The organism is Nocardia sp. CDC153, assembly GCF_035818515.1.
Lineage (GTDB): Bacteria > Actinomycetota > Actinomycetes > Mycobacteriales > Mycobacteriaceae > Nocardia.
This window is the reverse complement of sequence record NZ_JAYKYU010000003.1, coordinates 650408-677123: the sequence shown is the minus strand read 5'-3', so window position 1 is coordinate 677123 and position 26716 is coordinate 650408. Positions and strand designations below refer to the sequence as shown.

The window sequence follows — 26716 nt, the reverse complement described above, 5'->3', positions numbered from 1 at the left end:
TGGTGGTGCCGACCTACAACGAGCGGGAGAACCTGCCGGTGGCGGTGGAGCGGCTGACCGCGCTACCGGTGGCCGACCTGCACGTGCTGGTGGTGGACGACAACTCCCCCGACGGCACGGGCGAGGTGGCCGACAAGCTCGCCGCCGACCTGCCGAACGTGGTGAGCGTGCTGCACCGCACGGAGAAGGACGGCCTGGGCCGCGCGTACATCGCCGGTATCACCAAGGCGCTGGACGAGGGCGCGGACGTCGTCATCCAGATGGACGCCGACCTGTCGCATCCGGCCGAGGTCATTCCGGCCATGCTGGAGAAGCTGGAGTCCACCGACGCGGGCGTGGTGCTCGGGTCCCGTTATGTCCCCGGCGGTTCCACCGCGGCGGAGTGGAAGTGGTACCGCAAGGCGCTCTCGGCCTGGGCCAACTTCTACGTGAACACGATTCTGCGCCTGGGCGTCAAGGACGCCACCGCCGGTTTCAAGGCGTGGAAGGCGAGCACGCTGCGCGCCATCGACGTGGCCTCGATCAAGTCCAACGGCTACTCGTTCCAGGTGGAGATGAACTACCGGACGGTCAAGCAGGGCATCAGCATCGCCGAGGTGCCGATCCGCTTCGAGGAGCGCACCAAGGGCGCCTCCAAGATGAGCCTGAAGGTGCAGTTGGAGTCCGCGGCCATGCCGTGGAAGCTGCTTTTCGGGCGGGCCGTCTAGCTTTTGGGCCAGTGGAGCAGCGTGTCCACGAACAGCTGACGCACCTGCTCCACCTCGGTATCCATCTCGGCCGGATCCCAGCCGCCGACCTCGATCGGCGGTAGGACGGCCACGTCGACGACGCCTTTGCGCACGACGGCCGAATTGCGCCAGGCGATTTCGCCGGCATTGCGGATCACCACCGGAATGATCGGGACGCCCGCCTGCCGGGCGATGTGGAACGCGCCCTTCTTGAACGGGCCGACGCGCGGGGTGTGCGAGCGGGTGCCCTCGGGCGCGATCACCACCGACAGTCCGCCGCGCAGGGTTTCGACCACGGGTTCCAGGGCGGCCTTGGCGGCCACCGTGTTCGCGCGGTCGATGAAGGTCACCTCCACGAATCGCATGAGGGGTCCGAAGACCGGGTTCTTGGTGATCTCCTTCTTCGCGATGCCGGTGAAGCCGGTGCCGAGCACCTCCGCGAGCACCACGATGTCGAACTGGCTCTGGTGGTTGAAGATGAACACCGCCGGGCGCGGGGCACGCGTGTACTCCGCGCCGACCACCCGGACCTTCACGCCGGTGCCGCGCAGGGTCGAGTCCGCGGCGTGGGTCATCATCGAATCCGCCATCTGGCGGCGTTGTTTGGTGTGCGCCTTGGCGGCGATGCCGAACAGCGCGCCGCCCAGCAGCCCGGTGAATCCGGTGAGGGTACGCAGGTAGTCGGTGGCCCGGGGGGACCGCCGGGGCCGGAAATGCAGCACCGGCCAATCCTTTTCGGCCGCCTCCAGCACCACCCGCGGATCCGGGTTGACGGCCACCGGATGCCCCGCGGTCTGCAGCAGCGGCAGATCGGCCGCGCTGTCGGCGTAGGCGTAGCTGCGGGTCAGGTCGATGTCATGGGCGATGGCGAAGCGCCGGACGGCGTCGGCTTTGCCATTGCGCCACAGCGGTTTTCCCTCCACGTGCCCGGTGAGCACGCCGTCCTGCACGGCCATGGTGGTGGTCAGTACATTCTGTATCGAGAGCTCCTCGGCGACCGGTTCGACCTGGTAGCGGGTCACCGAGCTGACCAGGACCAACGTGTGCCCGGCCGCTTCGTGTTCGCGCACCAGCCGCCACGCCTCGGGGTAGATGTGCCCGTACACGCTGCGCGCGAAGAGCTGTCGGCCCAACTGCTCCAGTTCCGATTCTTCGACACCGGACCAGCCGTACATGGCCGATTGCAGGAACCGCTCGTATTCGCCTTCGCTGCGCGCGCCGCGAATATTGCCGAGCAGGTCGGCGCTGAGCGCGGCCTGGGTACTGCTGCGCCGGAACAGTCGTCGGGTCAGCGGCGGTGGATCGAAGCCACCCACCACGGTGCCGCCGAAATCGAAGATGGCGGCGACGCCGGGACCCTGCGGTCCGGTGCGCACGGCCTCGAGCGCCTCGTCGAGTTCCATTGCGCCGATGGGCCGTTGGGTGACGCCGACGCCGGGCCGCAGCGGCAGGGCGGACCGTCCCACCCGGACGCGGTGCGTCATAGTGCTTCCGCCCGATTGGACGGGTCGAGGGTGGCGGCGCGGGAGATGCGGCCGCCAATGGCGCGCAGTTCCCCGGCGAAGCGGACGCGACGGGCGGCCAGGTCGGCCGGATCCTCGGACACCGTGAGCAGGCCGTGATTGTCGGCGAGTTTGAGTGCGCTGCCGAACAATTCGGACGACACCGATTCGGGGCTGTGCAGCCGCTGTTGCAGCAGCATCTGCTTGCCCACGTGCAGGCATTCGTCGACGAAGGCCTTGCGGTCGACCGGCAGCAGCGGGTCGCGGGCGGCCAGCCGTTCGGCCACCACCAGTTGGGCGTCGAAGAAGGAGCGCAGCACGCGGTGCGCCATCATGAATCCGGATTCGGCAAGCCGCGCGAGGATTTCGGAGCCGACGGTGCCCGCGGCGGTGCGGCGGTGCCATTCCGGATCCACCAGCAGCATCTCCGCGGTGAGCTGACTGGTGAATTCGGCCCGCTCGGGGAAGAAGAACTCGAACTTGAGCAGATCCCGCAGCCGGTAGGCGGCCTCCCAACCGACCCGCAACTGATCGCCCTCGGGCGCTTCCACGGCGGTGAGGATGGCCAGTTCGAGAATGGCGCGATTGACGAACCAGTGCACCGCGCTGTTGCGATAGAACGCCGCCTCCAGATGCGCCCCGGCCTGAATCGAGTACACCGGTTCCAGCCCACCGCGATACACCGTCACCACCTTGGCGACGGCCAACTGCTCGAGCACCACGGCCAGGCCGTGATCGTCTCGGAGCGTGGCGAGTTCGCCGCCCGGTAGTCCCCGCTTCTCGACATAGCCGAGCACGGGCGCGATGGCGGCGCGCAGTTCGTGCCGGGTCAGGGCGCGCTCGTGCACGCCCAACAGCACCAGTGTGGTGAGGGCGTTGACGGTGATGGGCGTGACGTCGTTGATGCCGACCGCGACCTCGAAGGCCAGCCGCTGCACCGCCCGGTGCTCGAGTTCGAGGACCTCGTCGGGGGCCGGATTCGGGTGTGCCGCCAGCGGATCGCCGTGCACCGCCAGCCGGTCGCGCGCCGAGAGCGGCGTCCCGAAGCGGACGTACACGTGCCCGGCGGAGTGCTGTTGATTGCGCACGTAACGGGCCAGCCAGGCCAGGCCCTCGGCCTGCTTGCGGCCGCCGGTCTGCTCGTCGGCGATGGCCCCGATCTCGTTGAGCCGCTCGTAGGTGATCGAGACCGGCACCAGCATGACGTCGTCGATGCGTTTCGAACGCAGCGCCGCCGCAAGGTAATTCAGCAGACCGTAGCGGGGCGGGCGGAGCTTGCCGGTGCGGGTGCGCCCGCCCTCGAAGTACCACTCCAGATTGAAGCGCTTGGCCAGCAGGTAGGCGAAGTACTCCTCGACGACCGCCTTGTACACCTCGTCGTCGCCGAAACTGCGGCGGATGAACACGGTTCCGGTGCGCCGCGCGATCGGCCCGATCGGCCAGAACTTGAGATTGGCCCCGCCGACCACGTGATTGGGTGGAAAGTCGTTGCGCGCCAGGATGTCTCCGAGCACGAAGGCGTCCACGTAGGAGCGGTGCGAGGGCAGGAACACCAGCGGGTAGCGCCGGTTCAGGGCGCGCAGCCGATCCAGCCCGGACTCGTCGGAGTCGACCTTCCAGGTGGAGGCGTGCACGGGCCGCATGGCCTGGGTGAACAGGTCCGACACCAGCCGCGATTGCGCGGCCACGAGTTCGCGCAGCCCCTTCTCGGCCCGCCGGTACACCTCGCGCGCGGGCGCGCCGGACTCCTCGGCGATGGCGTCGAGCCGCCGCAGGAACTCCGGTGAGTCGAGGATCTCCTCGACCACCAGCCGCGGCACCTTGTACCGGTCGCCGATGACGGCGCGTTCCGCGCGTTCCAGCGCGACAATGCCCGCGCGCACGATGGCGCGCCCGAAAGCGTCGGGGACACCGGCGGTTCCAGGATTGTTGGCACGCAGCTCGCTGAGCCGGGCGGGCGCTCCGGTCAGCACCAGATGCCGGTCGGGGGCCTTGCTCAGCAGTCGCCGCTGCATGAGCCGGTGCGGTTTGCGCGGATTCGACAGGGTGATCAGATCGCTGAAGGTGGTGCGCCGCACGCCGTCTCGCTCCGGCGGCAGCCACAGCACGCGCACCGGCACCACCAGCGGATCGTCGCTGCGTCCGACCAGTCGATCGGTGACCGCGGCGGGATCGAGGTCCAATTGGGTGACGGGCGCGGCGGTGCCGAACTCCTGGGTGATGCCGCCCTCGGCGAGCCAGTGCCCGACGAGTTCGCGTTCCACCGGGGAGGCGGCATCGACCAGGGCGACCACGGAATGCGGGGCGGTGAGCGCGGCCTCGGGGAGCCGACTGTCGTGATCGAGCATCGTTGTTCCCTCCGCATGAGCCGCTGCGATCCATTGAAGCCCAATCGGGCGCGGCGGGTTGGAAGGTCGCGCAATTATCACCGTGACCGAGGTCGCGATCGAGCCCTCCCCGCTCTGGGGAAGGTAATGCTAACCTCAGCCGCAAAGTTAGGTAAGCATAACCTTGGAGGTCTGGTGTCGGTCGCTGACGAACGGGTACGGGTCGCGGGGGAGCAGCGGTGGGGCGAACACGTCACCGATCCGGTCGCGGCGGTCTCCGCGCTCGCGGCGGCGGATCGCTTCGGTGAGTACGTGGTCTACGAGCGACCCGGCGCGTGGGTGTTCGCCGCCGACCCGCTCGGCGGGGTCGAACTGGACGCGAACGAACTGCGGGTGAGCTGGGACGGGCACACCACCGCGGGCCCGTGGACGGGCAGTCCGGCGCAAGCCGTGGACCGCGCGCTGGCCGGGCTGCCGCTCGCGGGGCGCAATGCCTACGGTTGGATCGGATTCGAGTTCTGCGCCTGGTCGCTGGACGCCACCGAGCACGTGCACCCGCGGGCGACGCTGGCGCACTTGATGATTCCGCGCATCGAGGTGCGCATCGACGCGGGCGGGGTGCGGGTCTCCGGCGCGACGCCCGCCGAGACCGGGGACATTCACGAACTCATCGCGGACGCCCAGCACTCCGCCCCGCCGCGGGCTCATCCGGTCGACGTCACCGCGGATCCGACGGGCTACCGGGATCGGGTGGCGACCGGCGTCGCCGAGATCGGGGCGGGCAAGTACCAGAAGGTGATTCTGTCGCGGAAGGTGGAACTGCCCTTCGCGGTGAACATTCCGGCCACCTATCGGCTCGGTCGGCTGCACAACACGCCCGCGCGCTCGTTCCTGCTGCGGCTGGGCGGGCTGGAGGCGGCGGGCTTCAGCCCCGAACTGGTGGCGTCGGTGGACCGCGACCGGGTGGTCACCACCGAGCCGCTGGCCGGCACCCGGGCCTTCGGGCGCGGTGACGATATCGATCTCGCGGCCCGCGCCGAACTGGTGCGCGACCCCAAAGAGATTGTCGAGCACGCGATCTCGGTGCAGACCTCGTTCGCCGAGATCGCCGCCGTGGCCGAGCCCGACACCACGGCGGTCAGCGACTTCATGGCCGTGCGCGAACGCGGCAGCGTGCAGCATCTGGCCTCCACCGTGCGCGGGCGACTGGCCGCCGACCGCAGTCCGTGGGACGCCCTGGAGACGCTGTTCCCCTCCGTCACCGCGTCGGGCATCCCCAAGGCCGCGGGCGTGGACGCGGTCTTCCGCCTCGATCACGACCCACGCGGACTGTATTCCGGTGCGGTGGTGACGGTTTCGCCCGACGGCGAGCTGGAGGCCACCCTGGTGCTGCGTGCGGTCTACCAGACCGGCGCGGGCGCGTGGCTGCGCGCGGGCGCGGGTGTGGTCGGCCAGTCCCGGCCGGAGCGCGAGTTCGAGGAGACCTGCGAAAAGCTCGGCAGCGTCGCGCCCTACGTCGTGCGGGCGTGAAACCTGGGCAGGGCCTCCGACCGCATTACGGGAGTGCCCTCGGCATATCTCCGGAGTCTCCGCATATCGCAGACCCATTCGTCATTCCCGCGTGCATTCGGCCGGGATTCACCGCCGGAGTGAGTGCCTGCAAAGCGAGCCGGGATGACGAGGGGCGAATGCCGGGATGACGGGCATCCGGGGATATTGGGTGAGATCTCCGGCGTCGGGTCAGACGCGGAACTCGACGCCGGTCAACCGCTCGGACAGCTCCCAGAGTTGCCGGGCGGTTTTCTCGTCGTGGGAGGCCGCGTTGGAGCTCACCTTGGTCGGGTGGCCGCGCCAGTTGAACCAGTCGGGGCCGTAGTAGCCGCCGGGTTCGACTTCGGCGGTGGCGGCGTACAGGGTTGGCAGCGCGCCCATTTCGGCGCTCTGCGCCACCAGGCGGTTGCCGAGGCCGACGATCTGTTCGAGGAGGTTCTGGGTCTCGGAGCTGATCTCGGTGGCCGCGTAGCCGGGATGCGCGGCCACCGACAGCTTGGCGGAGCCGGTGAGCGTGAGCCGCCGCTGGAGTTCGTAGGTGAACAGCAGCAATGCCAGTTTGGATTGCGCGTACGCACCGAAGCGCGAGTAGGCGCGCCGCTCCCAGTTCAGGTCCTCCAGATCGATGCGGCCGATGAAATGGGTGATGCTGGAGGTGTTCACCACCCGCTCCGAAATCCGGTCCAGCAGTAGGCCGGTCAGGGCGAAGTGGCCGAGATAGTTGGTGCCGATCTGCAATTCGAAGCCGTTGGCGGTCGTGCGCTTGGGCACCGCCATCACGCCCGCGTTGTTGATGAGCACGTCGGCCCGCTCGACCGAATCGGCGAAGGCGCGCACCGAGGCCAGATCGGCCAGATCCAGCGGGCGGATCTGTACGTCCCCGGGCATGGTGTGGGCCACCGCCTGCGCCTTGATCTCATTGCGCACCGCCAGGATCACCCGCGCGCCGGCGGCGGCCAGGGCGCGGGCGGTGGCCTCGCCCAGGCCGCTGGTGGCGCCGGTGACGATGATGATTCGACCGGTCTGATCAGGAATATTCGAGGTGTTCCACGCGCCGCCCATAGATGAACTCTATGGCGGGTGGGTCAAATGTGCGCGGCGAGGGCCTTCTTGTCGATCTTGCCGACGGCGGTGATGGGCAGGGAATCGGTCTGCCGCAACACATCCGGGAGTTTGTAGGTGGCCAGGCCGCGGGCGGTGAGGAAGGTCTTGAGATCGCCGAGGGTGGGCGGCTCGGCGTCGGTGACGAGGACGACGCAGACCTTCTCGCCCAGGGCCGGATCGGGCAGGCCGACGGCGGCGGCGTGGCGGACGCCCGGATAGGCGAGCAGATGCTCCTCGAGCTCATCGCAGGAAATGTTCTCGCCGCCGCGGTTGATGACGTCCTTGATGCGGCCGGAGACGATGAGGTGGCCGGAGGGCAGCCGCCGGACCAGGTCACCGCTGCGGTAGAAGCCGTCGGGGGTGAAGGCGCGCGAATTGTGTTCGGGGGCACGGTAATAACCGCGTAGGGTGTAGGGGCCGCGGGTGAGGAGTTCGCCCTCCTCGCCGTCGGGGACGTCGCGGCCGTGCTCGTCCACCACGCGCACCTCGTCGGCGGGGGACAGGGGGCGGCCCTGGGTGGTGCAGACCAGATCGTCGGAGTCCTCGGCGCGGGTGTAGTTGAGCAGGCCCTCGGCCATGCCGAACACCTGCTGCAGCCGCACATTCAGGGCGGGCGCGACAGCGCGGGCGTTCACCTCGGCCAGTCGCGCGCCGCCGACCTGGAGCAGGCGCAGCGACGACAGGTCGGCGTCCTCCCATTCGACCGCGGCACACCACAGTTGGGCGAGCGGCGGGACCACGGCGGTGACGGTGACGCCGTGGCGTTCGATGGCGGCGAAGGCGCTCTCCGGGCTGGGGTCGGTCACGAAGGCCATGGCACCGCCGGTGGCGACGGTGCCCAGCACGCCCGGGCAGGCCAGCGGGAAGTTGTGGGCGACCGGGAGGGTCGCGAGATAGACGTCGTCCGGGCCGAGTCCGCAGACCTCGGCGCTGGCCCGCGCGTTGTAGGCGTAGTCGTCGTGGGTGCGGGCGATGAGCTTGGGCAGGCCGGTGGTGCCGCCCGAGACCAGCATGAGGGCGATATCGGAGGCGTCGACCTCGGGGAGGGAATCGCCGTCGGCGGGAACCGAATTCAGGTCGGTGAAGGGGCCGGGGTCGCCGAGCACCAGCACGTGGCGCAGGGTCGGCACGGCCGCGCTCACCTCGGCGGCGAGGGCGCGGTAGTCGAAGTCGCCGTGCCGGTCGGCCGTGAGGTAGGCGACCGCGCCGGAAAGCCTTGTCAGGTGCTCGATTTCGGCGCGGCGGTGGGCGGGCAGGGTGAGCACCGGGATGATTCCGGCGCGCAGGCATCCGAACAGGACCGGGAGGAATTCCGGAACATTGGGCAGCTGCAGCACGACCCGATCTCTCGGGCGGATGCCCATGGCCAAGAGGCCGTGCGCCATCCGATCCGCCGCGCGGTCGAGCTCCGCGTAGGCGGTGGTGTCCTCGCCCAGGATCGCGGGCCGCTCGGGCCACCGCCGGGCCGCGTCGCGCAGCAGTTCACCCAGGGGTTTGCCCTGCCAGTAGCCGGCCTGCCGGTATCGCTCGGCGAGGTCGGCGGGGAAGGGGACGAAGCCGTCGCGGTGGTCCGTGGGGGATGCGGTTGATGTCTCCGCTGATGCGGTCGATGTCACAGCTCTGACCTCTGGCTAGTTAGGGTGGCCTTGCATAAGTTAGGCAACCCTATCTCAATGAGTTACGCTGCTGTCGAACCACATCCGAATCGCCGGATCGGCAGCGCCCACCACCTCCCCTCGAACAAGGAGTACCAGCGGAAATGGAGTCATCACAGGGGTCGGCGAGCATCGCCCGGGACGAAATCCGCACCGCCATCGCCGACCACCTCGGCCTCGCCCCGTCCGCCATCGGCGACCACGACGACCTCATCCAGCTCGGCCTCGACTCCATCCGCACCATGAAACTCGCGGGCGCTTGGCGTAAACGCGGCCTGCCCGTGAACTTCGCCCAACTCGCCGCCGAACCCACCCTCGCCGCCTGGCACCGACTCCTCGGCGGCGAGGCACCCGGCCATGCGACCGAATCCGACGCTGCCGCTGTCGCCCCGGCGGCCGACTTGCCCGGCACCGGGATGGCCGATGACGGGAGTCCGTTCCGGCTCGCGCCGATGCAGCATGCGTACTGGGTGGGGCGGTCCGAGGGGCAGGAGCTGGGGGCGGTCGCGGCGCATCTCTATGTCGAATTCGACGGCGCGGGAGTCGATCCCGGGCGGTTGCGGGCGGCGGTCGAGGCGCTGGTGCGGCGGCATCCGATGCTGCGGACGCGGTTCCTGCCGGACGGGACGCAGCAGACCATGGTGCGGCCGGGGCGCGATGTCTGGAGTGTCACCGACCTTCGCACCACCGATGCGGCAACCGCCGAGGCCGAGCTGGAGAGGTTGCGGGAGCGGCGAACTCATCAACTGCTGGCGGTGGCGGACGGCCAGGTCATCGATATCGCGCTGACGCTGCTGCCGGAGGGTCGAACGCGGCTGCACGTGGATGTGGACATGCTCGCGGCCGATGCCATGAGCTATCGGATCCTGATGGCCGATCTGGCGCGGCTGTATCACGGTGCAGAGCTACCCCCGCAGACCTACACCTTCCGGGAGTACCTGGCCGAACACGCCGGTCCCGCACCGGAACACGCGGCCGATCGCGAGTGGTGGCACCGGCGACTCGCCGAATTGCCGGGTGCCCCCGAACTGCCGCGCGCCTCTGAACTGGGCGGTGACGGGCAGGGGGCGCGGACCGTGCGGTTGCATCGCTGGCTGTCGCCGGAGGCCAAGGGGCGCGTGTTCGCGGCGGCGCACGCTCGCGGAATCACCCCGGCCATGGCGTTGGCGTCGGTGTTCGCGGAGACCATTGGCGGGTGGTCGGCGCAGCGGCGGTTTCTGTTGAATCTGCCGCTGTTCCATCGGGAGCCGGTGCATCCGCAGGTCGACGGGGTGGTCGGGGACTTCACCTCCTCGGTGTTGCTGGAGGTGGATGTCACCGAGCCCGCTACCGTCACCGACCGCGCCCGCGCCCTGCAGCGCGAATTGCATGCTGCCGGAGCGCATTCCGCCTATACCGGCCTCGAGGTGCTGCGTGACCTGGGCCGCCTGCGCGGTGAGCCGGTACTGGCCCCGATCGTCTACACCAGCGCCATCAACCTCGGCGAACTCTTCGCCGATCAGGTGACCGAGACCTTCGGCGACCCGGTCTGGATCATTTCCCAAGGCCCCCAGGTTCTCCTGGACGCCCAGGTCACCGAGGTGCGCGGCGGCCTGCTCCTGAACTGGGACATTCGCGGCGACGCCTTCCCGCCGGATTTGGTCGAGACGATGTTCGCCCGCTACATCGACGCCGTCCTGCGCCTGGCGGGCAGCGAGGAGCCCGGCGGTGAGGTCGGAGTCGGGTGGGATGCGGAGGCCGCGGTGCGAATTCCGCTGGAGCAGGCGGTGGTTCGCGCTCGGGTGAATGCCACCGATGGGCCGGTGAGCGGGCGCGTGCTGCACAGTGGGCTGTTCGCCTTCGCCGCCGCGAATCCCGATGCGCCCGCGGTGATCTGGGAGACGGACGGTGCGGCCGTCGCCGACCGGGCGGGCGATGCCGGAGCGCAGGGGGCCGCGCAGACCCGAGTGCTCAGCTATCGCGAACTGGCCGACGCGGCGCTCGCCGTGGCGGGTGCGCTGCGGGCCGCGGGCGTCCGGCCCGGTGACGCGGTCGCGGTGCAGTTGCCGAAGGGGCCGGATCAGATCGTGGCTACCGTCGGTGTGCTCGCGGCGGGTGGCGTGTACGTGCCGATCGGGTTCGACCAGCCCGCGGCGCGGCGGGCCGAGATGCTGCGGACGGGTGGCGTCGTCGCCGCGCTCACGGCCGGTGCCGAGGTGCCCGAGGTGCGGACCCTGGTGCTGAGCGAGGCGCGGTCGTATCCGGAACCGTTGGTGGAGGCCGTTTTTCCGGATCCGGAGGCGATCGCCTATGTGCTGTTCACGTCGGGGTCGACGGGTAAGCCGAAGGGGGTGGAGGTGCCGCATCGGGCGGCCATGAACACCATCGACGATCTCGACGAGCGGTTCGGGATCGGTGCGGGTGATCGGGCGCTCGCCCTGTCGGCGTTGGAATTCGATCTATCGGTCTACGACATCTTCGGGCTGTTCGGTGCCGGGGGCGCGGTCGTCGCGCTGGATGAGGGACAGCGCGGCGAACCTCGCCGCTGGGTCGAAATGATTCGGCGGCACGGGATTTCGGTGCTGAACTGTGTGCCGAGTCTGCTGGACATGCTGTTGGAGGCCGCCGCCGGGCAGCCCGTGGACAGCTTGCGCACGGTGATTCTCGGTGGCGACTGGGTCGATGTGGCCTTGCCGGGTCGGCTCGCGGCGGTCGCCCCGGGGTGCCGGTTCGCGGGCCTGGGCGGCGCGACCGAGACGGCCATCCACTCCACGATCTGCGAGGTCGTGAATGCCGAAGTGCCGCAGGCGTGGTCGGCGGTTCCGTACGGGACGCCGCTGCGCAATGTGCGCTGCCGGGTGGTCGGCCCGTCGGGGCAGGACTGCCCGGACTGGGTGAGCGGCGAGCTGTGGATCGGCGGCGCGGGCGTGGCCGCCGGATACCGGGGCGACGCCGAGCGCACCGCGGACCGGTTCGTCACCCACGAGGGCCTGCGCTGGTACCGCACCGGTGACCTGGCGCGGTACCTGCCCGACGGCTGCCTCGAATTCCTGGGACGCGCCGACCACCAGGTCAAGATCCGCGGCTACCGCGTGGAGCTCGGCGAGGTCGAGAGCGCGCTGCGGGCCCTGCCGGGGGTCCGCCACGCCATCGCCGCCGTGATCGGTTCGGCCGCACCGAAACTCGCGGCCGTCGTGGTCGGTGCGGAAGGCGCCGTGCTCGAGGTTCCGGAACTGCTCGCGGCCGCCGCGCAGCTGCTGCCCGCCTACATGATTCCGAGCCGTGTCGAACTACTCGCCGAACTGCCCTTCACCTCGAACGGCAAACCCGATCGCAAGGCCATCCTCGCGCTGTTGGCCGAAGGCGAGTCGGACGGCGAAATCATCGCGCCCCGCACCGATGTCGAGCGCGCGGTGGCCGATATCGTGGCCACGGTGCTGGGCCGGGAGACGGTCGGCGTGACCGACGACTTCTTCGCGCTCGGAGGCGATTCCGTGCTCGCCACCGCCGTGGTCGCGCGCGTGCGGGAGTGGCTGGACGCCCCGGACACCGTCGTGGCCGACTTCTTCGCCGCCCGCACCGTGGAGGGGCTGAGTCGCCGATTGCTCGAACGCGAGCGACTGGCGGGAGACGTCGGTCGCCTCGACGCGGTGGCGCGCCTCTACCTGGAGGTCACGGCCATGACCGACGAGGAGATCCTCGCCCTGTCCTGAAGGCGCGATCCCCTGAAAAACACGATCCCCGTGCCCTTTTCACAGGGCACGGGGATCGGCGAACGCTTCTCAGTGCGAAGGCGGGAGCACGCAACCGCCGTCCAGGATGCCCAGATCGTGCAGCAGCTTGTAGCACGACGGGTCGTCCGGCAGCACCCAGTGGAAGCCCTCCAGGAAGAACGTCGCCACCAGGTTGATGACGATGACCAACGCCAGGAATCCGATCGCCAGCATGCCGATCGTGCGGTGCGGCCCGGTCGTCGGAATGGTCTCCGCCGCCGTCTCGTACGAAAACGCCAGCACCACACCGATGGTCGTGATGGCGGCCACGAACAGGATCCACGCCCACACGTACAGGTGCAGACCGAGCACCGCGCCGCCGTAACCCTTGTCGCCCGGCAGGATGTGCAGCATGGTCTGGCGCCAGCCGGTGAAACCGCCGCCGAAGCAGGCCACGATGGCCAGCCCCCAGCCGACCATGTAGTCGCGCCGCGCGATCTTTCCGGTCATGGCCTTGCGCACGATGTACGCGCCGCCGAGCGCGGTCAGCATCATGAAGTACCGCTGCAGCATGCACAGCGGGCACGGGTACTCCCAGTTGCCGAACTGGATGCCCAGGCCGCCGCAGACCACACCGGTCCAGCCGACGATGAAGATGACCGCCAGCCAGTACTGGATCTGCCCGACAAACCCACCGCCGCCGCCGGTTCCGGTGGTCTCGGCCTCGGTGGCGCTCACCATGTCAGCCCCAACCCGAGGCCGCTGGTGATGTGGTACTTCAGCAGGCCCGCGCACACCAGGGCCACCACCCACCAGGCCGCCAGGATGCGCGTGCGGGGCCCCTGTTTCCAGATCAGGAACACAATGCCCAGCAAACCCGCGAGTATCAGTGTGTCCATGGTCGCGGACGCTACCTGCTGCGCAGGTCAAAGGCGTTGAAGGCGAGTCGGACACGCCGCGCGCGGTCGCTGCGCCCGGCGACCGGCAAATGCCGCGATCGGAACCGGTTCCGGCCGAGACCAGACGGGGCCGCCTCCGCGCCCCTAGACTCGACCCCGTGAGCGAGCGAAGCGAGCGAGCCAGAGACACAGCGCGCTCCGCGCACGCCGGAGCCGAGCGCAGCGAGGTGGAGGCGTGAGCGGTTGGGACATCTCCGACATCCCCGATCAAGCGGGCCGTACCGTCATCGTGACCGGAGCCAATAGCGGGCTGGGGGCGGTCACCGCCCGAGCGCTCGCGGGCGCCGGGGCGCGCGTGATCATGGCGTGCCGCAATGAACTGAAGGCGCGGTCGGTGGCCGACGAGATCGGGCCCAATGCCGTGGTGCGGCGGCTGGATCTGGCCGACCTGTCCTCGATTCGCGAATTCGCCGATGCCATCGACGGTGTCGACGTGCTGATCAACAATGCGGGCGTGATGGCGGTGCCGCTCGCCCGCACCGCCGACGGCTTCGAAACGCAGGTCGGCACAAACCATCTCGGGCATTTCGCGCTGACCGGGTTGCTGCTGGACAAGATTCGCGATCGGGTGGTCACGCTGTCGAGCGGCATGCACGCCATCGGCCGCATCGATCTCGAGGATCTGAACTGGGAGCGGCGCTCGTATCAGCGCTGGGCCGCCTACGGACAGTCCAAGCTGGCCAACCTCATGTTCGCGCGAGAACTGCAGCGCCGCTTGAGCGCCGCCGGATCGGCCAAGCTCTCGGTGGCCGCCCATCCCGGCTACGCCGCGACCGGTCTGCAGGGCCATACCGAGTCCCTCTACGACACGCTCCTGTCGATCGGCAACAAGATCTTCGCGCAGAGCGCCGAAATGGGCGCGCTGCCAAGCCTTTTCGCGGCGACCGCGGAGGTGGAGCCGGGCGGGTTCTACGGGCCGACCGGGCTGCGCGGCATGCGCGGCTATCCCGGCCCGAGCACCTCGACCGCCGCCTCCAAGGACGAGGTGACGGCGCGGCGGCTGTGGGAGCTGTCCGAACAGCTCACCAAGATCAACTATCCGTTCGTTCGCAAATAACCGGGAGCCGGGAGACATGAGCATTCCATTCGACCGGCGCGATCAGTTCGACAAGATCCAGCAGGGTCTGCTCCCCGGGGAACAGATCCTGGCCGTCTATGACGCCATCGGGGTGGGCACCGGATTCCTCGGGCTGACCGACCGGCGGGTCGTCATCCAGGACAACTCGTTCGTCGGGAAGAAGATCGCCATCACGAGCATCCCGTACTCGCGGATCTCGAGCGTCAGCATCCTGACCAACAAGTCCTTCGCCGGTCAGTTCTTCTCCTCCGGGCACATCGCCATCAGCACCGGGCACCACACCTACGAGGTGGAGTTCCGCGGCGACGAGAAGACGCGCCACGTGCACGACGTGATCCTGCATTACATCCTGCGCTGACCGCGCGGAATCTCGCACGCTGACCGGGGTGCTCCCAGATAGTGGGAAGCCCATCCCATCCATGGTGTCCTACGCCACACGCACGATTCGCGATCTCTGGTACAGTGCCGGGCATGCAGCGTGTGTATTTCTGGTTTAGCCAGCCGGCCCCGGGTGGGTCGCGCGGCGTGAACCTGCGCTGACATCCTCCACCCCGAGCCGGACGAATTCAGACCGGCTCGAAGGGGTTTCGAACAACTCTCCGTGGGTCGGCCTGGGACAAGGAAACCCACAATGACTACCGCCGATCTCGACCGGCACGCCGATCTCGACGACCAGCGCACGCTCAGCGTGAGCCCGCTGAGCTCCCCGCGCGAGGTGCGTGCCGCCCATCCGATCGACGACACCCTCGCCGACACCGTGCGCGCCGGCCGCAAGGCCACCGTCGATGTCCTCAATGGCGATGACGACCGCCTCATGGTGATCGTCGGCCCGTGCTCGGTGCACGATCCCGAGGCCGCCATGGACTACGCGCGTCGGCTCGCCGCCAAGGCCGCCGAGGTCTCCGACCGGCTGCACGTGGTGATGCGCGTGTACTTCGAGAAGCCGCGCACCACGCTGGGCTGGAAGGGTCTGATCAACGACCCGCACCTGGACGGCACCTTCGACATCAATACCGGTCTGGACCTGGGCCGCCGCCTGCTGGTCGACATCACCGCGCTCGGGCTGCCGGTGGCGTGCGAGTTCCTCGACCCGATCACCCCGCAGTACATCGCCGACCTGGTCGCCTACGGCGCGATCGGCGCGCGCACCGCGGCCAGCCAGGTGCACCGGCAGCTGTCCTCGGCGCTGTCCATGCCGGTCGGCATCAAGAACGGCACCGACGGCGACGTGCAGGTCGCGGTCGACGGCGTGCGCGCCGCGGCCGCCTCGCACGTGTTCCCCGGCACCGATCTGGACGGGCGCTCGGCGCTCATCCGCACCGCGGGCAACCCGGACTGCCACGTCATCCTGCGCGGCGGCAGCAATGGCACCAACTACGACGCCGCCTCCTGCGCGGAAGCCCTGCTGCGCCTGGAGAAGTCGTCGCTGGCGCAGCGGCTGGTGGTGGACGCCTCGCACGGCAACTCCAACAAGGACCACAACCGCCAGGTCGATGTCGTCACCGATATCGCCGAGCGCATCGCGGGCGGCGAGGACACCGTGGTCGGGCTCATGATGGAGTCGTTCATCGTGGCGGGCCGCCAGGACCTCACCCTGGGCCACCCGGAGGACCTCACCTACGGGCAGTCCATCACCGACGCGTGCATCGACTGGGACACCACCGCCGCCCAGCTCGACCGGCTCGCCGACGCCGTCACCCGGCGTCGCGCGGCCCGCGCCTGACCGGCGCCTCCCGACCCGCACCCGCTCGGAGCGAGTTCGCCTCGCGTAGAACGAGATCGGCGTGCACACTGAGTTCGGCCCACACCCAGTCCGGCGGGTGTGGGCCGAACTTCTTTTCGGCTCAGACGCCCGCGGGCCAGTTGTGGCTCGGGGTGGGCGGATCGGTGCGCAGGCGACCCGCGACCCAGATGTCGCGGCGGGTGCCGCGCTGCAGGCCGCCGCCGCGCAGCAGGCCCTCGTAGTGGTAGCCATTGCGGCGGACCACGGCGGCGGAGGGGTGGTTGCCGACGAAGGCGCGCCATTCCAGGCGCTCGAAATTCAGCGTCGTGGGATCGAGGCCGACGCCGGAGACCAGGGCGGCGGCGCGGGTCATGAGGCCCTGCCCGCGGGCGGCGGGGGAGAGCCAGTAGCCGATCTCGGCGGTGTCGTCATCGCGGCGGGGATAGAGCGGGCTCAGCCCGATCATGCCCACGACCGGGCCGTTCTCGAACCGGCGCAGGGCCCAGGTGGGGCTGCGCCCGGCCCAGCCGGGGCCGACGATGTCGTAGACGAACTTCTCGGCGTCGGCGCGCTGATAGGGGACCGGCATGGTGGTCCACGCGCCGATGGACGGTTCCTGGCACAGGGCGGTGATGGCGTCGATATCGGAGACGGCGGGCGGCGACAGCCAGATCGTGCCGTCGGTGAGGAATTCCGCGTCCATGCGGTCATGCTGTCACGGAAACGGGCGCGGGCGCATGGTGTTTCCGGCCGGGTGCGGGCGCGTTCGCGGCCGGGTGCGGGTGCCGCGGGGTCGCCGGGTCGGGGCGGTGCGGGGTGTGTCGGATACCGACCGTAGGATCGATCCGGTGGTTGCCGCTCTTCTCGCCGACTTGTTCGAAACACATCGGCCGCATCTGCTCTCGGTGGCCTACCGGCTCACCGGCAGTGTCAGCGATGCCGAGGACGCGGTGCAGGAGAGCTGGCTGCGGCTCTCGGTGGCCCGTCAATCCGAGATCGAGGATCTGCGCGCCTGGCTCACCACCGTGGTCGGCCACATCTGCCTGGACCGGCTGCGCAGCGCGGCGGTGCGGCGGGAAAAGTATGTGGGGCAATGGCTCCCGGAGCCCGTGGTCACCGCGGTGACACCCTCCAGCACGCTCGATCCGCTCGCGGCGGTGGTGCGCAAACAGGAGTTCCGCTTCGCCGCCCTGGTGGTGTTGGACACCCTCACCCCGCCGCAGCGCGTGGCTTTCGTTCTGCACGACGGCTTCTCGATGCCGTTCAGTGAAATCGCCGACATCCTCGATGTTTCCGTGGACTCGGCGCGGCAGCTCGCCGCGCGAGCGCGCAAGGCGGTGGCGGCGGGCCCGGCGGCGGTCAGTGACGACGAACACAACGCGGCCGTGCAGCAGTTGCTGAAGGCGCTGTCCAGCGGAGACGTGGATGCCGTTGTGGCGGTGCTGCATCCGGAGGTGCGCACCGTGGGCGACGGCGGCGGGCAGGTGTCCACCGCCATCAATGTGGTTGCGGGCGTGGATCGCAATGTCAAGCTGTGGACGGGGCTGTTCCGCCGGTTCGGGCTCTTCGACCTCGACCGCATCGGGCCCGATCGCGAACTGGAGCCGGTGCTGGTCAACGGGCAGTTCGGGATTCTCGCCCACGAGCGCGCCCCGCACGACGGCATTCCGGGCAGCCCGCCGCGGGTGTACGCCTTCACCGTGCGCGACGGCAAGGTGTGGGGCGTCTACGACGTGGTCAACCCGGCCAAGCTCGGCGGCGTCCGGGTGCCGCACTAGGCTCCGATCATGCCGTCGCGTATTCCGACCGTCACCCGTCTGCAGCCGTTCGCCTCGACGATCTTCGCCGAGATGACCGAGCTGGCCGTGCGCCATGGCGCGGTCAACCTCGGCCAGGGCTTCCCGGACAGCGATGGACCGGCCGGAATGCTCGAGGTGGCGCGGCAGGCCATCGCCGACGGGTTCAACCAGTACCCGCCCGGGCGCGGTGTGCCGGCGCTGCGGCAGGCCATCGCCGCCGACCGGGCCCGGCGCTACGGCACCCACTACGACCCGGACAGCCAGGTGCTGGTCACCGTCGGGGCCACCGAGGCCATCGCGGCGACCGTGCTCGGGCTGGTCGAGCCCGGCGATGACGTGGTGCTCATCGAGCCCTACTACGACTCCTACGCCGCGGCCATCGCGCTGGCGGGCGCGAATCGGCGCACCGCGCGGCTGGTGCCCGACGGGGACGGCTTCGCGCTCGACCTGGACAGCCTGCGCGCCGCCATCACCCCGAAAACCCGCTTGCTGCTGGTGAATTCGCCGCACAACCCGACCGGGACGGTGCTGTCGCGCGCCGATCTCGCCGCCATCGCCGAGCTCGCCATCGAGCACGACCTCTACGTCATGGCCGACGAGGCGTACGAGCACCTGACCTTCGACGGGCACGAGCACATCAGCCTGGCCACCCTGCCCGGCATGTTCGAGCGCACCGTCGTGATCTCCAGTGCCGCCAAGACTTTCAGCGTCACCGGCTGGAAGATCGGCTGGGCCTGCGCGCCCGCGCCGCTGCTGGACGCGGTGCTGGCGGCCAAGCAGTTCCTCACCTTCGTCGGCGGCGGCCCCTTCCAGCCCGCCGTCGCCCACGCCCTCGAGCACGAGCAGCAGTGGGTCTCCGCGCTGCGAGACACCCTCTCGGAGAAGCGACTCCGCCTCTCCGCCGCCCTCGCCGACGCCGGCTTCGGCGTGAAGCGCAGCGACGGAACCTATTTCGTCTGCGCCGACATCACCCCCCTGGGCGCGACCGACGCCTACGCCTTCTGCCGCGAACTGCCCGAACGCCTCGGCGTCGCCGCGGTTCCGGTGAGCGCCTTCGCCGACGACAAGTCCGCCTGGAACCACCTGGTGCGCTTCACCTTCTGCAAGAAGGAGGAAACCATCGCCGAGGGCGTCCGCCGCCTGCGTGCGGGCCACTCCGCCGAGGCGGTCCGGTAGCGAATCGCCCCGGTGGCTCTTCGACGGCGGTCCAGCCGTTGGGAAGTGGACCGCGACATCGCGCGGTGTGGGGCGCGAGTATTGGTCGTGTGATTGAGACGACGGCGGTACTGGGAGTGGCTGCGGCGGCGTTGGGGCTGGTGCTGACGCCGGGGCCGAACATGATGTATCTGGTGTCACGGACCGTGTCGCAGGGGCGACGGGCCGGGCTGGTGTCGCTGGCCGGTGTCGCGGTGGGGTTCGGGGTGTACCTCGCGGCCGCGACGGCGGGGATCACGGCCGTGTTCGCCATGGTGCCCGCGCTGTATCTGAGCTTGAAGGTGGCGGGGGCGGTGTATCTGCTCTATCTGGCGTGGAAGACGTTGCGGCCGGGTGGGACCGGGCTGTTCACGCCGACCGAGCTGCCCGCGGATCCGGCGCGGCGGTTGTTCACGATGGGGCTGGTCACCAATCTGTTGAACCCGAAGATCGCCATCCTGTACATGGCGCTCATTCCGCAGTTCGTGGTGCCCGCGCACGGTGAGGTGTGGTTGCAGAGTCTGTGCCTGGGCGCGGTGCAGATCGCCATCGCCATCACGGTGAACGGGTTGATCGTGCTCAGCGCCGGGGCGATCTCGACCTTCCTGGCCGGGCGGCCGCTCTGGCTGCGCGCGCAGCGTTTCGTCACCGGCACGGTGCTCGGCGCCATGGCCGCCCTCGTTCTCAACGACCGGACCCGACCGCTCCCGGCCTGACCGGTATGCCCGCCGCGAACGACCGTGGCGGGCAACGCCTCACGGGCGCAGCGAACCCGGGTAGAGGAACTCGTCGGCGGGCCGGTCGGTGCGATCCAGCCACGCGGCGAAGAACCCGGACAGGTCGCGGCCCGTGCGGGACTGCATGAACTGGCGGAACTCCGGCATCGAGGCATTGCCGTACTTGTGGCCCATGACGAAATCGCGCACCGCGGGGAAGTAGGCGTCATCGCCCATGGTCCGCCGCAGGGCGTGCAGGAACAGCGGGCCGCGGTAGTAGACCGAGGTGAATTCGTCGCCCTTGCCGGGGTTCTGGAGCGCGATCTGCCAGAACTTCGGATCGTCATGGTATTTCGCGACGGTCTCGCGGTACATCGCGTCGACGTCCTTGCCGTCCTTGCGTTCCGGCCACAGGTAGTCGGCGGTGTAGCTGGCGAAGCACTCGTTCAGGCAGATATCGGACCACTGCCGCACCGACATGGAGTCGCCCCACCACTGATGGGTGATCTCGTGCACCACGGTGTCCAGATCGGTCCAGGGCGCGTAGATGGGCCGCGACTGGGTCTCCAACGAGAACTGCAGATCGGTGTCGACGTAGATGCCGCCCGCGGTGTCGAACGGGTAGGGGCCGTAGAGCTGCTCCTGGAAGTCCAGGATCTCCGGCAGCCGCGACTCCACCTCCTTGGCCTTCAACGCGTCCGGCGCGAACCCGCTCAGCAGCGGAGTTCCATTGGCGCGCCGCTGTTCCAGGAATTCGAACTTGTCGATGGCGATGGTGGTCAGATACCCCACGACCGGCTGGCGCATCTCCCAGGAGACGGTGCGGTTCGCGCCCGACACGGTGTCGGAGACCTTGTCGCCATTGGACATCACCTCCCACTCCTGCGGGACGGTGGCATGCAGCGTGAAAGTCGCCTTGTCCAAAGGCGTGTCGTTGAGCGGGTACCAGCTGCTGGCCGAATGCGGTTCGCCCGCAACGAAAGCCCCGCCGCTGGGCGAGAACACCCAGCCCTCGCCGTCGGTGCCGGTGACCGGGCCCGCGTATTCGACCTGCACGGTGAACGGCAGGCCCGGCAGCAGCGGGATCATGGGCGTGACGACGAGTTCGTGCTCATCGGTGCGATCGAACCAGGCGGGCAGATTGTCGACCGTCACCTTGGAGATCTGCGGGCCGCTGTAATCCAGGTCGAACGTCCGCAGCGCCTGGGTGGCCACCGCGTCGATGCGGGTGTTCCCCGTGAGCTGATGCGACGGCGGATCGTAGGAGACCGTGACGTCGTAATGGCTCGCGTGGTAGCCGCCATTGCCGTCCATCGGGTAGTACGGATCGCCGAGCCCGGGCGCACCCGTGAAGGGGTCACCCGAATCCGCCTGTGCTGGAGCGGCGTTCGCGCCCGCCAGCAGTACCGCCCCCACCGCCATGTACCGCCAGTTCCGTCTCATGCGCTCCCGCCGCCCCTTTCACGCCCGCTACCCCGACCAGCCCGATGCTAATCGGCGTCGATCTCAGTTGCCGCCGCCCGACACGGCTCAGTTGGACGTGCCGGACACGGCCACGCTGGCACCCAGCCCGATGATCATGACACCGCCCGCGCCGCCGACCGCCTCCAATCGCTTGGGCGAGCGCGCGAACCACTCCCGAGCGGTCCCGGCCAGCAGCGCGTACACCGAGTCGGAGAGCAGCGCGACCAGCAGGAAGATCGTGCCCAGAATGAGCATCTGCAGCGGCACCGCGCCCGCTTTGGGCGCCACGAACTGCGGGAGCACCGCGGAGAAGAAGATCAGGGCCTTCGGGTTGGTCAGCCCGACCAGCACCGCCTGGCGCAGCGCGCGCCCCTGGGCCACCGGTTCGGCCTTGGCCTCGAACGCCTCCCGCAGCGAGCGCCGCTGTCGGATGGCCTGGACGCCCAGGAAAATCAGGTACAGCGCACCGGCGAACTTCACGATCGTGAGCGCGATGGCCGAGGCGGCGACAATGGTGCCCAGCCCGGCGGCCACCAGGCCTAGGATCACCAGCACGCCGATGGAATGGCCCAGCACCGAGATCAGTGCGGCGCGACGGCCGTAGGACAGCGCCCGGCCGATCACGAAAAGCACACCGGGACCTGGAATTATGATGATGACAATGGATGCGACGAGGAACGCCAGCAGGTTTGCGGCGGGAATCATCGGATCATTCTATTTTCCGCCGTGTGTCGTGTCGCGTCGATTTCGCGACCGCGGCACGCGGGTTTTTATCGCCGCAGTTCCTCGGGCAGCTGCTGCGGGTCCAGCAGCAGCCGTTTGGCGTCCGCCCCGCGCACCTTGGCCGCCAGGTCCAGATTGTCGGTGAGCAGCTTCCACTCCACCTCGTGAATGGCCCCGCAGGCGCGCTCGATGGTGTTCGGGTCCCGGGTGCCCCAGGCGATCGGCATGGCGCTCACCGACTGCCAGAGGTCGCCGACCGAATTGGGCGCGGTGCCGGTGCGCACGGTCACCGCGGGGACGCGCTCCCCGGTCTGGGTCCGGTGGCCCGGTAGCGAGCGCACCGTGCGGGTGACCAACGCGTAGCGCGGGCCGTCGGTATCGGGCTTGGCCAGGTCGACCAGGGCCAGCAGGGTCGCGCCGTGGCGAGTGGTCTCCGAGACCACCGCGGGCACCAGTTCGCCCGCGGCGTACAGCTTGTCGACCCGGCCGCGATGCGGCTGCCAGTACCCGATGAACAGCGCGGTGACCGCGGCCAGCAGGAACGCCACCGCCAGCAGCCACGACCACGGATGGTTCACCCACACCAGGAACGCGACGCCCAGCCCGAGCACGACGGCCGCGGTGTACGACCAGATCCGGAGCCGGCGCAGGTACGCGACGACCTCATTGACCGCCCGGGCATGGTCGCGGTCCACCGCGAATTCGAAGCGCCGCACGTGCGTCCCTCCCGCCTTATGGAGGCTTCTCCTCCACTTATCCTATCGTCGGCCCCAGTAGGTCGTCTGCATCGGTGATGCGATAGGCATACCCCTGTTCGGCCAGGAAACGCTGCCGGTGCGCGGCATACTCGGCATCCAGCGTGTCACGTGCGACCACGGAATAGAAGTGAGCCTGGCCGCCATCGTGTTTGGGCCGCAGCAGCCGCCCGAGCCGCTGCGCCTCCTCCTGGCGGGAGCCGAAGGTGCCCGAAACCTGCACGGCCACAGACGCTTCGGGTAGATCGATGGAGAAGTTGGCCACCTTCGACACCACCAGCACCGGGATCTCGCCGCGGCGGAAGGCGTCGAAGAGCTCCTCGCGCTCCTTGGTGCGGGTGGAACCCTGGATGACCGGCGCGTTCAAATGCTCGCCCAGTTCGTCGAGCTGGTCCAGGTAGGCCCCGATCACCAGGCTCGGCGCGTCCTTGTGCCTGGCCAGAATCGATTCCACCACCGGCAGTTTCGTGCGCGCGGTGGAGCACAGCTTGTAGCGCTCCTCCGGCTCGGCGGTGGCGTAGGCCATGCGCTCGGCATCGGTCAGCGTCACCCGCACCTCGACGCAGTCGGCGGGCGCGATCCAACCCTGCGACTCGATGTCCTTCCAGGGCGCGTCGTAGCGCTTGGGGCCGATGAGGGAGAACACATCGCCCTCGCGGCCGTCCTCGCGCACCAGGGTCGCGGTCAGCCCGAGGCGGCGGCGCGACTGCAGATCCGCGGTCATGCGGAAGACCGGCGCGGGCAGCAGGTGCACCTCGTCGTAGATCACCAGGCCCCAGTCGCGACTGTCGAACAGCTCCAGATGCCGGTACTCGCCCTTGGTCTTTCGCGTGATCACCTGGTAGGTGGCGATGGTGACCGGCCGGATCTCCTTGCGCTCACCGGAGTATTCGCCGATCTCGTCCTCGGTGAGCGAGGTGCGGGCCAGCAGCTCGCGCCGCCACTGCCGACCGGCGACGGTATTGGTGACCAGGATCAGCGTGGTCGCCTTGGCCTTCGCCATGGCCGCCGCGCCCACCATGGTCTTGCCCGCGCCACAGGGCAGCACCACCACGCCCGAGCCGCCCGCCCAGAACGAGTCCGCCGCCAGCTCCTGATAGTCGCGCAGATGCCAGTCGCTGGACTCGTAGTCCAGATCGATCTGGTGCGCCTCGCCGTCCACGTAACCGGCGAGATCCTCGGCGGGCCAACCGATCTTGAGCAGCATCTGCTTGATGCGGCCGCGCTCGGAGGGGTGCACCACGACCGTGTCGTCATCGATGCGCGCGCCCAGCATGGGCTGAATCTTCTTGTGCCGCAGCACTTCCTCTAGTACAGCGCGATCGAGGCTGTTCAGGACCAGCCCGTGCGCCGGATGCTTCATCAGCTGCAGGCGTCCGTAGCGGGCCATGGTGTCGACGATGTCGACCAGCAGCGGCTGCGGCACCGCGTACCGGCTGAAGCTGACCAGCGCGTCCACCACCTGCTCGGCGTCGTGCCCGGCGGCCCGTGCGTTCCACAGGGCCAGGGGCGTCACCCGGTAGGTGTGCACGTGTTCGGGCGCGCGTTCCAGCTCCGCGAACGGCGCGATCGCCTGCCGCGCCGCATCGGCCGACTCATGATCGACCTCCAGCAGTAGCGTCTTGTCGCTCTGCACGATGAGTGGGCCGTCGCTCACGAACACCTCCTGGCTTGTCCCGGCTCGAATGAGCCTCGTCCATTCTCCAGGAAGCCACCGACAAGGCCACGTGACCTGCGTCCCCACTTTGCCGAAGGCGGGAACACCGTGCTGAGAGCGCAGGTCGTGAGCCCGTTGGGGCCGGGGCGACGGGCGGTGGATTCGGCGAAAACGGTCAAGACCAGAGTTTCTGTGGCTACGATCACTCGAAACTTGGACGCTTGTCCATTTGGACGTTAGACCTGATTTAACTGAACAGGGGTGCGGATGCGCGGCAGAACGGCTCGAAGACGGTGGCGGCGGGCACGGGGATGGATGGCGCGGGCCGCCCTCGCGGCCCTGGCGGGCGCGCTGCTCGTGCCCGCGGTGACCGCGTCCGGTGCGCCGGACCCGACGGTGACCGCCCGGATCCATGCCGACGGCCCGCGCTTCGTGGACGACAGCGGGCGAGTGGTCCTGCTGCACGGTGTCAACAATGTGGACAAGGAGCCGCCCTATATCGAACCCGGCGACGGGTTCACCCTCACCGCCGACGATGCGGCCTTGCTCGCGCGGCACGGATTCAACACGGTCCGGCTCGGGGTTTCGTTCGACGGACTCATGCCGACCCGCGGCGTGCTCGATACCGCGTACCTCGATCGGATCGCCGGGGTGGTGGACACGTTGGCGCGGTACGGGATTCACACCGTGCTCGACAATCACCAGGACGGGCTGTCGAAGGTGTGGGGCGGCAATGGATTTCCCGAGTGGGCGATTCACGCGCGGCCCGGGGCGGGCGAGCCGAATGTCGGCTTCCCGCTGTACTACCTGATGCCGAGCATGAATCAGGGCTGGGACGAGGTGTGGGACAACACCTATGGCGTCCTGGACTACCTGGGCGAGGCGCTCGGGGCGCTCGCGGCGCGGGTGAGCGGCCACCCGGGTGCGCTGGGCATCGAGCTGTTGAACGAGCCGTGGCCCGGATCGGCGTTCCTGTCCTGCTATCCCAACGGCTGCCCGGGCTTCGACGTGAAATACCAGGCGGCCATGCAGAAGCTGACCGATGCCGTGCGGGCACGCAATGGCGATCTCATGGTGCTGTGGGAACCGAACGTCACCTGGAACGAGACCATGCCCACCAACCTGGGCAAGAATCCGCCCATCGGCGCGCCCGATATCGCCTTCGCGCCGCACGACTACTGCATACCCAGCCAGTTGGCCATCTATATGGGACTGCCCGCGTTCCTGCGCGGCCTGTGCCCGGCGCAGCAGAACAAGACCTGGAGCAATATCGACTCCTTCACCGCCAGAACCGGACTGCCCACGCTGGTCACCGAATTCGGCGACGGTGACGCGAGCGTGCTGCGCAATACCCTCGTCAATGCCGACAATCGATTCGTGAGCTGGCAGTACTGGCACTACAGCTCGAGCTTCGGCCCCTCCGGCCCCAAGCCCGACCCCTTCGCCGGGGATGTCGGCAAGCAACTGGTGCGCACCTATCCGCAGGCCACCGCGGGAACGCCCGGCCGGATGACCTTCGATCCGGACTCCGGTGACTTCGCCTACCGCTACACCCCGCGGGCGGGCACCACCGAGATCTACGTGTCGGATGTGCACTACCCGTCCGGGTACGCGGTGCGGGTCGAGGGTGGGCATGTCACCTCGGCGACCGGGGCGCGGGTGGTGACGGTCGAGGCCGACGCGTCCACCCCGGTGACCGTCTATATCAACCGGCCCGGATCGAAGGGCGCGACCGTGCCCAGCGGTCCCGTCGGGACGGGCTCGGCGGACAGCGGTTCCGGGACCGGGTCGGCGCGGTGAGCGCGAAAGCCGTTGACGGGCTGGTGTAACGACGCCAGCGTGGGGAGCGACACAGAGCCCGGGGGTCACGTTGGACAACTGTTCAGATAGTTCCGATCGAGAGGCACGACCATGAACGCCCTGAGCCTGCAGTTCCTCAGCACGCTTCCCACGCTCCTCATCAATCTGTCGCTGCTGGGCATGCGCGGCATGATGGCCCTGCCGGTGCTGCGCTGACGGGTTCATACGCGATCGGCATAACCCGCACGTCGGATGCGGCTTCGGCCGCCGCACGGGTATTCTCACCGCG

21 protein-coding genes are annotated in these 26716 nt (G+C 69.0%); 10 read left to right on the top strand and 11 right to left on the bottom strand.

Annotation, left to right across the window (positions count from 1 at the left end):
• The first annotated feature begins 5 nt into the window (after positions 1–5).
• A complete protein-coding gene (locus tag VMT65_RS19675) occupies positions 6–707 on the top strand; it encodes a polyprenol monophosphomannose synthase (protein WP_326310306.1) in 702 nt (233 codons plus the stop codon).
• On the opposite strand, the gene VMT65_RS19670 is transcribed toward VMT65_RS19675, so the two are convergent.
• Both VMT65_RS19670 and VMT65_RS19665 read right to left on the bottom strand, forming a co-directional pair.
• Positions 704–2212, bottom strand: a complete 1509-nt coding sequence (locus VMT65_RS19670) for an HAD-IB family hydrolase (protein ID WP_326309773.1) — start codon at positions 2210–2212, stop codon at positions 704–706. The genes VMT65_RS19675 and VMT65_RS19670 overlap by 4 nt on opposite strands.
• Positions 2209–4578 (bottom strand): glycerol-3-phosphate 1-O-acyltransferase, encoded by a 2370-nt coding sequence (locus tag VMT65_RS19665; RefSeq protein WP_326309772.1) that lies wholly within the window; start codon positions 4576–4578, stop codon positions 2209–2211. The genes VMT65_RS19670 and VMT65_RS19665 overlap by 4 nt, the downstream gene beginning before the upstream one ends.
• A gap of 126 nt (positions 4579–4704) precedes the next feature.
• Here VMT65_RS19665 and VMT65_RS19660 point away from each other — a divergent pair, with 126 nt between their 5' ends.
• Positions 4705–6087, top strand: a complete 1383-nt coding sequence (locus VMT65_RS19660; protein WP_442790267.1) for a salicylate synthase — start codon at positions 4705–4707, stop codon at positions 6085–6087.
• Positions 6088–6297: 210 nt separating this feature from the next.
• Here VMT65_RS19660 and VMT65_RS19655 read toward each other — a convergent pair whose 3' ends face one another.
• Both VMT65_RS19655 and VMT65_RS19650 read right to left on the bottom strand, forming a co-directional pair.
• The gene (locus tag VMT65_RS19655) at positions 6298–7170 is read right to left on the bottom strand and encodes an oxidoreductase (protein ID WP_326309770.1); all 873 of its coding nucleotides are present in this window, start codon (positions 7168–7170) and stop codon (positions 6298–6300) included.
• Between the two features lie 23 nt (positions 7171–7193).
• Positions 7194–8828 carry a (2,3-dihydroxybenzoyl)adenylate synthase gene (locus VMT65_RS19650; protein WP_326309769.1) on the bottom strand — a complete coding sequence of 545 codons (1635 nt, stop codon included), beginning with the start codon at positions 8826–8828 and terminating at the stop codon, positions 7194–7196.
• 143 nt (positions 8829–8971) lie between these two features.
• Here VMT65_RS19650 and VMT65_RS19645 point away from each other — a divergent pair, with 143 nt between their 5' ends.
• Positions 8972–12559: a non-ribosomal peptide synthetase gene (locus VMT65_RS19645; protein WP_326309768.1), complete on the top strand. Its 3588-nt coding sequence runs from the start codon at positions 8972–8974 to the stop codon at positions 12557–12559.
• 69 nt (positions 12560–12628) lie between these two features.
• Here VMT65_RS19645 and VMT65_RS19640 read toward each other — a convergent pair whose 3' ends face one another.
• Together VMT65_RS19640 and VMT65_RS19635 are read right to left on the bottom strand one after the other, a co-directional pair.
• On the bottom strand, positions 12629–13297 hold the full coding sequence (locus tag VMT65_RS19640; protein WP_326309767.1) for a disulfide bond formation protein B: 669 nt from the start codon (positions 13295–13297) through the stop codon (positions 12629–12631).
• Positions 13294–13458 carry a DUF5993 family protein gene (locus VMT65_RS19635; protein WP_326309766.1) on the bottom strand — a complete coding sequence of 55 codons (165 nt, stop codon included), beginning with the start codon at positions 13456–13458 and terminating at the stop codon, positions 13294–13296. Before VMT65_RS19635 ends, VMT65_RS19640 begins: the two co-directional genes overlap by 4 nt.
• A gap of 235 nt (positions 13459–13693) precedes the next feature.
• On the opposite strand from VMT65_RS19635, the gene VMT65_RS19630 reads away from it, so the two are divergent.
• The 3 genes from VMT65_RS19630 (at position 13694) to VMT65_RS19620 (ending at position 16319) form a co-directional block, all read left to right on the top strand.
• Positions 13694–14575: an oxidoreductase gene (locus VMT65_RS19630; protein ID WP_326309765.1), complete on the top strand. Its 882-nt coding sequence runs from the start codon at positions 13694–13696 to the stop codon at positions 14573–14575.
• A gap of 16 nt (positions 14576–14591) precedes the next feature.
• Complete coding sequence (locus tag VMT65_RS19625) at positions 14592–14954, top strand: PH domain-containing protein (protein WP_326309764.1); 363 nt, start codon at positions 14592–14594, stop codon at positions 14952–14954.
• Between the two features lie 273 nt (positions 14955–15227).
• Entirely contained in the window at positions 15228–16319 is a 1092-nt protein-coding gene (locus VMT65_RS19620) for a 3-deoxy-7-phosphoheptulonate synthase (RefSeq protein WP_326309763.1), read from the top strand.
• 121 nt (positions 16320–16440) lie between these two features.
• Here the strand turns inward: VMT65_RS19620 and VMT65_RS19615 are convergent, their stop codons facing one another.
• Positions 16441–17022: a GNAT family N-acetyltransferase gene (locus VMT65_RS19615; protein WP_326309762.1), complete on the bottom strand. Its 582-nt coding sequence runs from the start codon at positions 17020–17022 to the stop codon at positions 16441–16443.
• Positions 17023–17167: 145 nt separating this feature from the next.
• On the opposite strand from VMT65_RS19615, the gene sigJ reads away from it, so the two are divergent.
• From sigJ to VMT65_RS19600, 3 genes are all read left to right on the top strand, one after another.
• Entirely contained in the window at positions 17168–18097 is a 930-nt protein-coding gene (gene sigJ, locus VMT65_RS19610) for an RNA polymerase sigma factor SigJ (RefSeq protein ID WP_326309761.1), read from the top strand.
• A 9-nt stretch (positions 18098–18106) separates the two neighbouring features.
• Positions 18107–19294 (top strand): pyridoxal phosphate-dependent aminotransferase, encoded by a 1188-nt coding sequence (locus VMT65_RS19605; protein WP_326309760.1) that lies wholly within the window; start codon positions 18107–18109, stop codon positions 19292–19294.
• Positions 19295–19383: 89 nt separating this feature from the next.
• Positions 19384–20028, top strand: coding sequence for a LysE family translocator (locus VMT65_RS19600; protein WP_326309759.1), 645 nt, complete (start codon positions 19384–19386; stop codon positions 20026–20028).
• A gap of 39 nt (positions 20029–20067) precedes the next feature.
• On the opposite strand, the gene VMT65_RS19595 is transcribed toward VMT65_RS19600, so the two are convergent.
• The 4 genes from VMT65_RS19595 to VMT65_RS19580 all read right to left on the bottom strand — a co-directional run bounded on the left by VMT65_RS19595 (position 20068) and on the right by VMT65_RS19580 (position 24627).
• On the bottom strand, positions 20068–21471 hold the full coding sequence (locus VMT65_RS19595) for a M1 family metallopeptidase (RefSeq protein ID WP_326309758.1): 1404 nt from the start codon (positions 21469–21471) through the stop codon (positions 20068–20070).
• 87 nt (positions 21472–21558) lie between these two features.
• Positions 21559–22197: a LysE family translocator gene (locus VMT65_RS19590; RefSeq protein WP_326309757.1), complete on the bottom strand. Its 639-nt coding sequence runs from the start codon at positions 22195–22197 to the stop codon at positions 21559–21561.
• Between the two features lie 65 nt (positions 22198–22262).
• A complete protein-coding gene (locus VMT65_RS19585; RefSeq protein ID WP_326309756.1) occupies positions 22263–22931 on the bottom strand; it encodes a DUF3239 domain-containing protein in 669 nt (222 codons plus the stop codon).
• 37 nt (positions 22932–22968) lie between these two features.
• Positions 22969–24627 (bottom strand): DNA repair helicase XPB, encoded by a 1659-nt coding sequence (locus VMT65_RS19580; protein ID WP_326309755.1) that lies wholly within the window; start codon positions 24625–24627, stop codon positions 22969–22971.
• Between the two features lie 315 nt (positions 24628–24942).
• On the opposite strand from VMT65_RS19580, the gene VMT65_RS19575 reads away from it, so the two are divergent.
• Positions 24943–26427 carry an endoglycoceramidase I gene (locus tag VMT65_RS19575; protein ID WP_326309754.1) on the top strand — a complete coding sequence of 495 codons (1485 nt, stop codon included), beginning with the start codon at positions 24943–24945 and terminating at the stop codon, positions 26425–26427.
• Positions 26428–26716: the final 289 nt, after the last annotated feature.